The 12,714-nt window shown below is 71.7% G+C and carries 11 protein-coding genes and 1 pseudogene; 7 read left to right on the top strand and 5 right to left on the bottom strand.

Going from position 1 to position 12,714, the window contains the following annotated elements:
* Positions 1-1,248 (bottom strand): annotated as a pseudogene (locus tag B8460_RS00940) (hypothetical protein); the annotation flags it as partial.
* 222 nt (positions 1,249-1,470) lie between these two features.
* Positions 1,471-1,833: a YkgJ family cysteine cluster protein gene (locus tag B8460_RS00935; protein WP_048859691.1), complete on the bottom strand. Its 363-nt coding sequence runs from the start codon at positions 1,831-1,833 to the stop codon at positions 1,471-1,473.
* Between the two features lie 155 nt (positions 1,834-1,988).
* Between B8460_RS00935 and hemB the strand changes: the two genes are divergently transcribed.
* Positions 1,989-2,978: a porphobilinogen synthase gene (gene hemB, locus B8460_RS00930; protein ID WP_048859690.1), complete on the top strand. Its 990-nt coding sequence runs from the start codon at positions 1,989-1,991 to the stop codon at positions 2,976-2,978.
* 51 nt (positions 2,979-3,029) lie between these two features.
* Here the strand turns inward: hemB and B8460_RS00925 are convergent, their stop codons facing one another.
* Positions 3,030-5,411 (bottom strand): patatin-like phospholipase family protein, encoded by a 2,382-nt coding sequence (locus B8460_RS00925; protein WP_048859689.1) that lies wholly within the window; start codon positions 5,409-5,411, stop codon positions 3,030-3,032.
* 147 nt (positions 5,412-5,558) lie between these two features.
* Here B8460_RS00925 and B8460_RS00920 point away from each other — a divergent pair, with 147 nt between their 5' ends.
* On the top strand, positions 5,559-6,581 hold the full coding sequence (locus B8460_RS00920) for a zinc-binding dehydrogenase (protein WP_048859688.1): 1,023 nt from the start codon (positions 5,559-5,561) through the stop codon (positions 6,579-6,581).
* 4 nt (positions 6,582-6,585) lie between these two features.
* Positions 6,586-7,464: a lipid A biosynthesis lauroyl acyltransferase gene (locus B8460_RS00915; RefSeq protein ID WP_048859687.1), complete on the top strand. Its 879-nt coding sequence runs from the start codon at positions 6,586-6,588 to the stop codon at positions 7,462-7,464.
* Between the two features lie 13 nt (positions 7,465-7,477).
* Here B8460_RS00915 and B8460_RS00910 read toward each other — a convergent pair whose 3' ends face one another.
* Together B8460_RS00910 and B8460_RS00905 are read right to left on the bottom strand one after the other, a co-directional pair.
* A complete protein-coding gene (locus B8460_RS00910) occupies positions 7,478-7,840 on the bottom strand; it encodes a DUF427 domain-containing protein (protein WP_048859686.1) in 363 nt (120 codons plus the stop codon).
* 30 nt (positions 7,841-7,870) lie between these two features.
* Positions 7,871-8,575 (bottom strand): glutathione binding-like protein, encoded by a 705-nt coding sequence (locus tag B8460_RS00905; protein ID WP_048859685.1) that lies wholly within the window; start codon positions 8,573-8,575, stop codon positions 7,871-7,873.
* A gap of 173 nt (positions 8,576-8,748) precedes the next feature.
* Between B8460_RS00905 and B8460_RS00900 the strand changes: the two genes are divergently transcribed.
* From B8460_RS00900 to B8460_RS00885, 4 genes are all read left to right on the top strand, one after another.
* Positions 8,749-10,167 carry an MmgE/PrpD family protein gene (locus tag B8460_RS00900; RefSeq protein ID WP_048859684.1) on the top strand — a complete coding sequence of 473 codons (1,419 nt, stop codon included), beginning with the start codon at positions 8,749-8,751 and terminating at the stop codon, positions 10,165-10,167.
* A 5-nt stretch (positions 10,168-10,172) separates the two neighbouring features.
* Positions 10,173-10,928: a pyridoxamine 5'-phosphate oxidase family protein gene (locus B8460_RS00895; protein WP_048859683.1), complete on the top strand. Its 756-nt coding sequence runs from the start codon at positions 10,173-10,175 to the stop codon at positions 10,926-10,928.
* Positions 10,929-10,934: 6 nt separating this feature from the next.
* On the top strand, positions 10,935-11,360 hold the full coding sequence (locus B8460_RS00890) for an organic hydroperoxide resistance protein (RefSeq protein ID WP_048859682.1): 426 nt from the start codon (positions 10,935-10,937) through the stop codon (positions 11,358-11,360).
* 110 nt (positions 11,361-11,470) lie between these two features.
* Positions 11,471-12,714: NAD(P)/FAD-dependent oxidoreductase (locus B8460_RS00885; RefSeq protein WP_048859681.1), on the top strand; the 1,244-nt coding region annotated here is incomplete at its 3' end.

Genomic DNA, 12,714 nt, shown 5'->3' with positions numbered 1-12,714 from the left:
GCCGCCGAAGCCCGCGAAGGTCGTGTCGAAATATCCCCCCGTCCCGCCCGCACCGCCAGTAGAGGTGGCCAGCACGCCCGATGACTGGGCGCCGGTCGTGGTGATGACCGTGTTGGTGTTCAGGGTCGCGACCGCCTGGTCGCCGCGCGAGCCGTTGCCGCCGTTGCCCGCCGAAGCGGCGCCGAAGATGCTGAAATTGGTGTAGTTGGTGCCCGGCCCGCCGGGCCCTCCGTTGGAGGCAACGAGGATCGCCGGCGCGCCCGTCCCGCCCGTCGTCACCTCGGCCGGCGACGTGGCGTTGCCGCCGATCGTCAGCGACATCTCGCCCGGCAGGCCGCCCGCGCCGCCGTTGCTGTGATCCTGCTCGTTGCCGCCGCCGCCGCCCGTCCCGCCCGTCGCCTCGGCGACCAGTCCCGCGACGAAGTTGCTGCCCGGCGTCACGGTGATCAGCGCGTTGTTGACGTTGAGGGTGGAGACGCCGGTATCGCCGGCCGCGCCGCCCGCCCCGCCGTTTGAGCTGTCATAGCCAAGGCCGCCGGTGCCGCCGCGCGTCACCGCCGCGACGGCGGCGCCGATCAGGTTCGGGATGCCGAGGCCGGGCGGCGTCGCGAAGCTCTGCGTGCCGGCGGTGCCGCTGTAATTCTGGCTGGCGACGGTGACGCTGCCGCCCTGGTTGACGGTGACGTTGACGACGCTGCCCGCGCCGCCCGCGCCGCCGTTGACCTGGCTCTGGTTGGACGCGCCGCCCGCCGCCCCCTCGGAGCTGGCGATCACGCCCGCGAGGCCGAGGTTGATCGACGGCGTGCCCGACCACGTCCAGTTCAGCGACACCGCGCCGTTGTTGGTGATGCCGACGGTGTTGCCCGCGCCGCCCGCGCCGGGCGTGCCGCCCTGGCTGCCGCCGCCCGTCCCGCCGGCGGACACCCCGGTGATCAGCCGCGCGCCGTTAGTACCGCCGCTGCCGGCGGTGAAGGTCGAGGTCGTCTGGTTCGTATAGCTGACGGTGCCCCCGGCGCCGCCGTTGCCGCCGTTGGCGTTGCTGCCGGTGCCGGACCCGCCCGGGCCGCCGAGGCTGTAGACTTCCTGCGGCTGGTTGTTGCCGCCGGTGAACGTGCCGTTGAACGGCGTCGTCGCGGTGTAGCTCAGGTTGTTGCCCGCCCCGCCGGCCCCGGCAGTGGTGTTCTTGCTCGAACTGTTGCCGCCGGCGCCGCCGGTGCTGGTAGGCGGCGTCTGCGCGCCCGCTGGCACGGCCGGAGTGAACGCGACCCCGACGGCAAGGCACGCGGCCCCGGCGAACAGGGCGCGGACAATACGAATCGCGCGCCGGGCGGAATGATCCGCCGCAGCGTCGGGCTGAAATGACACGGAAATTCTGTCCTCCGGGGCGGCACGGCAACTTCCGCGTGCGAAGCTTGGCCGCCCGTCGCCCGTGCGGTCAAGCTGGCCGTGCAGTCGGTGGACGCCCCGCCGCTACTCCGCGCGGTCGTCGCGCACCTGCCGCGCGACCGTGTGCTGGATGAAGCGGGCGTTGTCGTAGACGGTGCGGTCCTCCGCCTCCCAGCACAGATAGCCGCGGCAGTCCTTCGGCCGGGCCTCGTACACCGTGCAGCGGCGGTTCTCGCCGAGGAACTGGCAGGTCTCGAATCCGGGCTTGATCAGCTTCTCGCCCTTGCGCGTGACCTTGAGGATGTGCCGCTCCTCGAACTGCGCGACCGTCAGGCCGAGATGCCGCGCGAGGCGGCGGATGTCGGTGGGCGTCACCTGCACATAGCCCGCCATCTTGCAGCAGAAGCTCGGGCATTTCAGGCAGGAGAGCTTGATCGGGTCTTTCATGCGCGGCGCGGTCCTCGGTGACTCGGCCAACGCGTGGCCGACCCTGGGCCTAGCACGCCACGCGCCGCGCGGCGCCCCCTCGTCCGCCCCCTTGGCACGGGACCGCCGATTGGCGGATGGTGTCACGACCGTTCCGCCGCGTCCTGGAGTGCCGCATGACCCCGTCCTTCCCGAACACCCGGATGCGCCGCAACCGCACCGATGCCTGGACCCGCCGGCTGGTGGCGGAGACGTCGCTGACCACCGGCGACCTGATCTGGCCCGTCTTCGTGATGGAGGGACGCGACACCGTCACGCCCGTCGCCGCCATGCCCGGCGTCGTGCGCGTGACGCTCGACCGGCTGGCGGCGCATGTCGAACCGGCCGCCGCCCTCGGCATCCCGGCGATCGCGCTGTTTCCCGCCACCCCGCGCGAACTCAAGGACGCCGAGGGGACGGAGGCGACCAATCCCGACAACCTGATGTGCCGCGCCGCCCGGCTGCTCAAGCGCGCCTTTCCCGATCTCGGGCTGGTGGGTGACGTGGCGCTCGATCCCTACACCGATCACGGCCATGACGGCGTGATCCGCGACGACTATGTCGCCAACGACGAGAGCGTGGCGATCCTGGTGCGCCAGGCGCTCAACCAGGCGCGGGCCGGCATCGACGTCATCGCGCCGTCGGATATGATGGACGGGCGCGTCGGCGCGATCCGCGCGGCGCTCGATGCCGAGGGGCTGATCCACACGCGGATCATGAGCTATGCCGCCAAATACGCGAGCGCGTTCTATGGCCCGTTCCGCGACGCGATCGGCAGCCAGGCGGCGCTGCGCGGCGACAAGAAGACCTATCAGATGGACCCCGCCAATTCCGACGAGGCGCTGCGCGAGGTCGCCATGGATCTCGCAGAAGGGGCCGACATGGTGATGGTCAAGCCGGGGATGCCCTATCTCGACATCGTCCGCCGCGTGCATGACCGGTTCGGCGTGCCGACCTTCGTCTATCAGGTGTCCGGCGAATACGCGATGATCGCCGGCGCGGCGGAGCGCGGCTGGATCGACCGCGACCGCGCGCTGATGGAAAGCCTGATCGCCTTCAAGCGCGCCGGCGCCGCTGGCGTGCTGACGTATTTCGCGCCGGAAGCCGCGCGGCTGCTGCGCGGCTGACCGCTTTCACACGGCAAGCCGTGCGGCTGCCGCGCGGCTGACTGTTCCCGCCTAACGCAGCTCCGGCGTGGTCTGCGCCTCGCGCGGCCCGGGGGCTGCGGGCGAGGGTGTGCCCGCGGCGAATCCGGCGATCTGCTGGCGAAGGTTCGCGTACTCGGCCTGGTTGCCGTTGGTGTCGGTCGGCCCCATCGCCTTGGCGAAGACCAACTGGCTGCGGATGTCGGTGACCGTCTGCGGCGCCAGCAGCCAGTTCAGCGGGATGTTCCGGTCGGGCGAGTTGAACAGATAGAAGTGATAGAACGCCCGCATCGGCCGGCCCTTCTCGTCCATCTTGCAGAACTCGTCGCGCACCTCGCGCAGCAGCACGGCCGCATGCGCGCCGCGCACGCTGTTCAGGCCGATGACCGGCGTCAGGAGCTGCAGCGTGTGCGGCGCGGTCGGCACCTGCGTCGGCACGTCGATCGGGCGGTTGGGGCAGCGCACCACGGTCGCGCGCACCGCCGCGACGATGTCGGCGTTGGCCGTCGCCTGCACGATGATCGGCTCGACGGCGCGGCCGTCGACACGCTGGCGGCGCAGCCATTCCGCCATCTCAAGCGCCGTCTGCAACCCCTCGTTGTCGAAATACCCGCCATCGACCAGCTCGGGCCGGCTGCCGCGCATCTGCGCATGCATCGAATCGCGTCCCATCGCAGGCACCAGCTCGCCCGACGGTTCGAGATAGGGGAAGCGGGCGCTGTTGTTGATCGCCGTCGAGATCGGCACGTCGGCGTACAGCACGCCCAGCACGTCGCCGGTCGCCCGGAACGGCCAGTCGGCGTCGTGCATGCCGTCGAAGGGCGCAGTGAGCATGCGTGCGCCGGTGGAGACGTCGGTGCCGTTGGTGATCCAGATCGGCATCCCCGGCCGCAACGAGCCGTCCGGGCGATAGGTCAGGCTGAGGAACGGCGCCGAGAACTCCGGTATGCCGCCCGGCTTCTTCAGGCCGGCGCTGACGAGATCCTGATGCCACAGACGCTCGAACGCGCGCTCCAGCGCCTCGGCCCGGTCGCCGCCGCGCGGCATCAGATGGGCGGCGAGCCGCACCACGGCGGCGATCGGCGCGAACAGGGAGCGGGGCGTGTCGGCCAGCAGGGCGCCGGCCAGCAGCGGGCCGAGCGCGTCGCCGCCGAGATAGGCGTTGTTCAGCCGCGCCAGCCGGTCGGCGACCGCCATGCTCGGATGACCGCACCGCTCGGCCGCCGGCGTCGCCGACATGACCGCCATGTAGGCGGCCGCCCCCAGCGACCCGCCGGACACGCTGCTGATGGCAAAGATCGCGCTGTTGCCACGCCCGGCCGCCGCGTCCACCGCCGCCAGCACCTGCGCGCCCCAGATGCCCGCCCGCGACGCGCCGCCGGAGATGGCGACGACGATCGGGTGCAGCGGCGCGGCCGTGTCGGGCGCGCACACCTTGGCCCAGTCCTCGAGGAAGGCGCGCAGCGGCTTGCGGGTATCCACCAGCGAGTAGGCGGAGGCGGACGGCGGGATGATCCGCACCGTGTGCAGGCTGAACAGCACCGGCGCGAGCAGCGTCCACACCAGCATCAGCGTCAGCACCGGCGGCCGGCGCAGCCCGACGCCGCGGCCCAGCAGCCGCCCCTCGATGCGCAGCCCGTCGATCGCGAACACCAGCACCGTCAGCGGACCGATCATCAGCGCGAAGCCGATCATCGCGACCGACGGTCCCGGAAACATCTGCGAGGCGAGCGCCGGCAGCCCGGCATGGTTGCGCGCCCAGGGCACGTAGCCCTCGATCACGCCCCAGATGAAGGCGATCATCCCGATGCCGAACAGCGGCACCGACACTTTCGGCCCGAACGGCGCCAGCAGCAGCAGCGCCCGGGTGCGCGGCCACGCCAGCCGCGCGCACGCGACCAAACCCCGCCGGCTGCGCAGCGCCGCGTTGTCGATCGAATAGTTGCGGCAGCGCGGCGTCGTCAGCGCCAGCCGCCAGCGGATCAGCGCGTAGCCGGGCACCGCCCAGATCGCGACCGATGCCGCCTGCAGCCAGGAGAATCCCCGCCACACGAGCGACACGCCGAGCAGCACGCCCGCCAGATAGACGACCCGCGGCACCGCGTCGAAGGCGTCGCGGTGATGCTCCTCAAGCCCGGCGCGTCCCTCCAGCGTGTCGTCCACGCCGAAACGTGCGGCGAGCGCCGCGCGCGCCCAGTACCACGAGCACACCGCGAGGGCGCCGACCGCGATCTGCAGCATGACGACGCCGGAGATGCCGAGCGGATACATGTCCTGCAACGCCACCAGCTCGTCGCTGGTCTGGGCCGGCAGCACGAGGCCGATACCGGCGATCGCCAGCACGGTGAGCGGGGCGCGGGTGGTGCGGAAGAGCGACTTCCACGAATGCAGGTTGGGGCTTTCGACACGCAGCATGCCGCCGCCCTCCGCGTCGCCATCGACCTAGAACCGAACCAAACTGCCCGAAGCGGCCGGCGGCGGCAACCGGCGGGGCCGGGACTGGCGCCGCCGCGGGGCTTCTGCAACAACGCCCGGCTCGCGACGACCTGACCGGGACCCGCCATGCGCGCGCTGCAACTGATCGCCGACCGTGACCTGCGCCTCGCCGACATCCCGCCCCCGCCCCCGCCCGGCGCCGACGAGGTGCAGCTGGCGGTGCGCGCGGTCGGGCTGAACCATATCGACGTGTGGGGCTGGCGCGGCATGGCCTTCGCCAAGCGGGCCTACCCGCTGGTCACCGGCGCCGAATGCGTGGCCGAGGTGGTGGCGGCGGGCGCGGCGGTGACCGGGCTGCGGCCCGGCGACCGGGTGGTGCCCTACGCGGCGCTGGTCTGCGGCACCTGCCGCTTCTGCGCCCGCGGGGAGGACAATCTCTGCACCAACGTCGCCGGCGTGCGCGGCTTCCACATCGACGGCTTCGCGCAGGGGCGCACCAACCACCCGGCCCGTCTGTGCATCAAGGTGCCGGAGGGCGTCGCCGACACCGACGCCGCCAGCGTGGCGGTGGCCTTCTCGACCGTCGAGCACATGCTGTTCGACAACGCGCGGCTGGAGCCCGGCGAGACCATCCTCGTCCATGCCGGCGGCTCGTCGATCGGCACCATCGCGATACGCGTCGCGAAATCGCTCGGCTGCACCGTCATCACCACCGTCGGCTCGGCGGCCAAGGCGGAAAAGGCGGCGGCGCTCGGCGCCGATCACGTCATCAACTACCGCGAGGACCGGTTCGAGGGCGTGGTCCGCAAGCTGACCGCCAAGCGCGGCGTCGATGTGGTGTTCGAGCATGTGGGCGCCGACACCTGGGCCGGCTCGCTGCTGTCGATGCGGCGCGGCGGCCGGCTGGTGACGTGCGGCGCGACGTCCGGGCCGTCCGGCAGCATCAACCTGATGCAGCTCTTTCAGCAGCAATACCGCATCATCGGCAGCTTCGGCGCGCCGATCGCGGCCAATGCCCGCGCGCTCGCGCGCATCGCCGCCGGGGTGCGGCCGGTCATCGACAGCGTCTACCCGCTCGACCGCTTCCAGGACGGGCTGGCGCGGCTGGAGGGGCGCGACGTGTTCGGCAAGATCATCGTGACGCTCTGACGCGATGCGCCTGCTCGACCGCCTGACCGGCGCGGCGGTCGCCGCCCTGCTGGCCGTGCTGCGCCGCGCCGACCCCGACCGCGCGTCGGATTTCGCCGGGGCGATGGCGCGGCGGATCGGTCCGCTGCTGCCGGTCCACCGGACGGGTCGGGCCAACCTGCGCGCCGCCTACCCCGACGCCGATCCGGCCTGGATCGAGGCGACGTTGCGGGGCGTTTGGGAAAATCTCGGTCGCACGGCCGGGGAATACGTCCATCTCGGCGCGCTGTGGGACTATGACGAGGCGCGGCCCAACGCGGGGCGGATCGTCACGGACTCCGCGCCGCTGTTCTATGCCCTGCGCGACGACGGCCGCCCCGCGCTGTGCTTCGCCGCCCATCTCGGCAACTGGGAGCTGCCGGCGGTCGCGGCGGCGGCGCACGGCCTGCCGTCGGCGGTGGTCTACCGCATGCCCAACAACCGCGCCGTCGCGGCCCAGATCGAGCGTATCCGCTCCGGCCTGATGGGCCGGCTGATCTCCACGCGGCGCGAGGCGGTGTTCGAGATGGCGGGCGCGCTGGAGCGGGGCGAGCATCTCGGCGCGCTGGTCGATCAGCATTTCTCGCGTGGGGTCGATGTCACCTTCTTCGGCAGGCGCTGCCGCGCCAACCCGACGATCGCGCGGCTGGCGCGGCAGTTCGACTGCCCGGTCGTTGGCGTGCGGGTGATCCGCCTGCCGGACCGGCGCCTGCGCGTCGACGCGGTGGGGCCGCTCGACCTGCCCCGCGACGCCGAGGGTCGGGTCGACGTGCCCGCCACCATGCAGATGATCACCACCATCGTGGAAGGCTGGATACGCGAGCACCCCGAGCAATGGCTCTGGCTGCACCGCCGCTGGCGCTAGCGGCGAGGCGCCGTCAGCCGCCCACCTCGATGCCGTCCACGCGGTCCGGATAGAAGGCGAGATGCCCGGCGATCTCCGCCATCGCGGGGAACGGCGCCTCGTAGCTCCACACCGCGTCCGCCGCCGTCCGGCCGCCGGCCGTGACCGTGTAATAGGACGCATCGCCCTTGTAAGGGCAGTGCGTGGAGCGCGCGGTGCGGGTCATGCGGTCCATCGTCGCGTCCGCGCGCGGGATATACAGCACGGGCGGATACGACGCCTCGCGCAGCTCCAGCGCCCGCGTGGTGTCGGCGATCACCTCGCCGCCGACGCGCACGCGCACCCGCCCCGGCTTCGGGGTGATGGTGATGGGATGGTCGGGACCCGGAAGTTTCATCGTGCGATCTCCTCCTTGCGCCGCGCGGGGTCAGCCCGCGGGACGGTTGCTCGCGGTCTGCCCGAACAGGACACCGCGCGAGGCCTCCGTGACGGTGGACTGCGTGTTGATCGTCTTCGCGACAGCATAGGCGCGCACCGTACCCGGCCGCTCGCGCACCGTCTCGAACCAGCGCTTCAGGTTCGGGAACGTCGCCAGATCCTGCTTCTGCCGCTCATGCGGCACGATCCAGGGATAGCACGCCATGTCGGCGATTGTGTACTCGCCGCCCGCGACAAAGGGCCGGTCCGCGAGCCTTCGGTCGAGCACGCCGTACAGCCGGTTGGTCTCGTTGATGTAGCGGGTCATCGCGTAGTCGATCCGTTCCGGCGCGTACTGCACGAAGTGGTGGTTCTGCCCGGCCATCGGGCCGAGGCCGCTCATCTGCCAGAACAGCCATTGCAGCACCTCGACCCGCCCGCGCAGGTCGGCCGGGATGAACCGCTCCGTCTTCTCCGCCAGATAAAGCAGGATCGCCCCGGACTCGAAGACCGAGACCGGCGCCCCGCCGCCCGCCGGGGCGTGATCGACGATCGCGGGGATGCGGTTATTGGGCGAGATCGCCAGGAACTCCGGCCGGAACTGCGCGCCGGTGGAGATGTTGACGGGCACGATCCGGTACTCGATGCCCGCTTCCTCCAGGAACATCGTGACCTTATGGCCGTTGGTCGTGGTCCAGTAATGCAGGTCGATCATACGGTCTGCCTTCGTGGATTGCCGTGAATTGCCGTGCCCGGGCGGAAGCGTTCGGTGCCCGCTGCCGAGGTAGGGGCGGGCGGCGCGAAATACGACCCGCAATGCGTCCGGCACGGGTTGGATTATCCGCCCGTCGCCGCGACAATGGTCCTCCAACGCGGGGGGACGCCAGCATGGCACAGGGCACGGCCGAGACCGACATCACCGGCACGCTTTCCCGGTTCGTGGCCGGCACGCGGCTGCCGGCGCTCCCCGACGAGGTGGTCGCGCGGGCGAAGCTGCTGGTCCTCGACCTGATCGGCAACATCGTGCGCGCCCGCCACGATGCCGAAAGCACGCCCAGCCTGCTGGCGATGGCCCGCGCGCTCGGCATGGCCGCCGGCAACACCGGCGTCTTCGGCGATGCCGCCCGCTACACCCCGGCCGGGGCGGCGCTGCTGAACGGCGCGCTGGCCCACAGCCTCGATTTCGACGACACGCACGCGGGCGGCTCGCTGCATCCCGGCGCGCCGGTGATCCCGGCGGCGCTCGCGGCGGGCGAGATGACCGGCGCGTCCGGCGCCGACGTGCTGGCGGCGATCATCGCCGGGTATGAGGTGACGTGCCGCCTCGCGGTCGCCCTGCCGGCCGTCGATCACTACCGCCGCGGCTTCCACCCCACCGCCACCTGTGGCGCGTTCGGCGCGGCGGCGGCGGCGGCGCGGGTGTTCGGCCTCGATGCCGACGGCGTCGCGAGCGCGCTCGGCACGGCGCTCAGCCAATGCGCCGGCAGCCTGCAATTCCTCGCCAACGGTGCCTGGACCAAGCGATTCCAGGTCGGCTGGGCCGCCATGTCCGGCCTGGCCGCCGCGACTCTCGCGCGCGAGGGGTTCAAGGGTGCCGCCGCGCCGATCGAGGGCAAGCACGGCTTCCTCGCCGCCTACGCCCCCTCGCCCCGGCCGGAGCGGGTCTGCCAGGATCTCGGCACCGTGTTCGAGCTGATGGCGACCGCGGTGAAGCCCTACCCGTCCTGCCGCTATGGCCATGCCGGCATCGACGCCGCCCTCGCCCTGCGCGAGGAAATCGGGCTGAAGCCGGAGACGATCGAGAGCGTCGTGCTCGGCCTGCCGCACTCGGGCATGATCCTGATCGGCGATGACATCGAACGCCGGCGCGACCCGCGCAACGTGGTGGACGGGCAGTTCAGCGGCCCGTTCGTGATCGCGAGCGCGCTGGCGACCGGCGAGATGGGCTGGGACAGCTACAAGCACCTCGACGACCCGACCATTCGCAGCCTGCTGCCGAAGATCGACTGCCGCCCCGACGACGAGATCGAGCGCCACTTCCCCCGCTACATGGGCGCGCGGCTGACCGTGCGCGCCGCCGGGCAGACGCATGAGCGCGTGGTGGTGATCGCCCGCGGCGAGCCGGAGAACTTCCCCGACGAGGCCGGGCTACGCGCCAAGTTCGCCGGCCTGACGGACGCCGTGCTCGGCGCCGACCGGGCGCGCGCCCTCGCCGACGCGGTGCTGGCGATCGACGCGGCGCCGGCGATCGCGCCGCTGATCCGCCTCGGCGCGCCGCTCGGCGCCGCCCGTCTGGCGGGGGACTGAACCCCGTGGACAGCCAGACGCCCGCCTATCCGGTCACCTACCGCAACCGGCTGCGCCGCCGCCACGACCGCGGCCATTACGACCACGCGACCGTCCACGCGATCCTCGACGCGGCGATGCTGTGCCACGTCGCCTATGTCATCGACGGCCAGCCCTACTGCACGCCGACCGGCTTCTGGCGCGAGGGCGGGACGCTGCTCTGGCACGGCTCCTCGGCCAGCCGGATGCTGCGCGCGCAGGCGGACGGCGTGCCGGTCTGCGTGACGGTCACGCACATGGACGCGATCGTGCTGGCGCGCTGCGGCTTCAACCACTCGATCAACTACCGCAGCGTCATGGCCTATGGCCGCGCGCGCCTCGTCACCGATCCGGCGGCGAAGCTGCGGGCGATGGACGGCTTCATCAACCGCTTCTTCCCCGGCCGCAGCGCCGTGCTGCGCGCGCCGTCCGCGCAGGAGATCAAGGCGACCAGCGTCGTCGAGATGCCGATCGACCAGGCCTCGGCCAAGATCCGCGACCTGCCGCCGCATGACGACGAGGACGATTACGCCGTGCCGGCCTGGACGGCGCTCATCCCGTTGCGTACCGTCGTCGGCGAGGCCGAACCCGACCCGCGCCAGCATCCCGACGCCGACCGCGCGGCGGGCGGCATCGCGGCCTATCGGGCGGGCCGCACGACCGACGAGGTGTTCGCCGAGACCGCGCGGCTTTACGAGGCCGATCCCGGCGACACGGAACCCGGCGACACAGACAGGGACTGACACCACATGCCCGTGAATGCGCTCTATACCACCAAGGCGACGGCGACCGGCGGCCGCGACGGCGAGGCGGCGACGACGGACGGCTCGCTCAAGGTCAAGCTGAGCACGCCGAAGGAACTCGGCGGCGCCGGCGGACCCGGCAACAATCCGGAGCAGCTCTTCGCCGCCGGCTATTCCGCCTGCTTCCTCGGCGCCATGAAGTTCGTCGCCTCGCAGGGCGGCCCGAAAGTGCCGGACGCCGCCACCGTGACCGCGACCGTCGGCATCGGCCCGCGCTCGGAAGGCGGCTTCGGCATCACCGTGGCGCTGGCCGTCTCGCTCCCCGGCCTGTCACGCACCGACGCCGAGGCGCTGGTCGAAAAGGCGCACCAAGTCTGCCCCTATTCCAACGCGACCCGCAACAACGTCGACGTCGGCCTCACCGTCGTCTGAACCGTCGTCTGAGCGCCTGCCCCGCGCGGCGGCCGCCCGGTGGGCGGCCCGCCTTGCGCGACCGCCATGCGATGATTCCATCCGGACGCCCCATGCTCTAGCATGGGCTTATGCAGCCACATCATATTGTCATCGTCGGCGGCGGCGCCGCCGGGCTCGAACTCGCGACCACGCTCGGCCGGCGCTATCGGCGGCAGCCGGACATCAGCGTGACGCTGATCGACGGCGCCCGCACGCATCTGTGGAAGCCGCTCCTGCACGCCGTCGCCGCGGGCAGCCTCGACCGCAACGAGGAGGAGCTGAACTACCTCGCGCATGGCCATCGCCATGGATACGACTATCGCTATGGCGCGATGATCGGGCTCGATCGCGCGCGCAAGGTCGTGCGCGTCGCCGCCACCACCGACGACGAGGGGCGGCAGATCACGCCGGAGCGCGACATCCCCTATGACACGCTGGTGATCGCGATCGGCAGCATCACCAACGATTTCGGCACCCCCGGCGCCGCGCACCACGCGGTGCCGCTGGAGACGCCGGACCAGGCGGTGCGCTTCAACCGCCGCCTCATCAACGCCTGCATCCGCGCGCAGACGCAGGAAGGGCCGGTGCGCCCGGGCCAGCTGCACATCGCGATCGTGGGCGCGGGCGCCACGGGCACCGAACTCGCCGCCGAACTGCACCACACCGTCCATCGCATGGTCGAGACCGGCCTGCATCGCATCCGGCCGGCGGACGACGTCCGCATCGTGCTGATCGAGGCGGCGCCGCGAATCCTGATCGCCCTGCCGGAACGTATCTCGCTGGCAACCACCGCCCTGCTGCGCGGCATGGGCGTGGAGGTCCGCGTCAATTCCAAGGTGGCGGAGGTCTCGGCCACCGGCGTCACCCTCGCCGACGGCACCTTCATCGCGAGCGAACTCGTCGTCTGGGCGGCCGGGGTCAAGGGGCCGGACGTGCTGCGCAATCTTGACGGGCTGGAGACGAACCGCATCAACCAGCTCGTCGTGGAACAGACCCTGCGCACGACGCGTGACCCCGACGTGTTCGCGATCGGCGACTGCGCCGCCTGCCCCCGCCCCGGCCACGACTTCCCCGTCCCGCCGCGCGCGCAGGCGGCGCATCAGCAGGCGAGCCACATGGTCGGCCAGATCGCCCGGCGCCTTGCCGGACACGAGCTGACGCCCTTCGTCTATCGGGATTTCGGCTCGCTGGTGTCGCTCGGCCGCTATTCGACGGTCGGCAACCTGATGGGCCTGGTCGGCCGCGCCTTCTTCATCGAGGGGATGTTCGCGCGGCTGATGTATCGCGCCCTGCACAAGATGCACGACTATTCGCTGCACGGCGCGCTGCGCGT

This window comes from Acidisphaera rubrifaciens HS-AP3, assembly GCF_000964365.1.
Classification (GTDB): Bacteria; Pseudomonadota; Alphaproteobacteria; order Acetobacterales; family Acetobacteraceae; genus Acidisphaera; species Acidisphaera rubrifaciens.
This window is presented reverse-complemented; position numbering and strand designations above follow the sequence as displayed.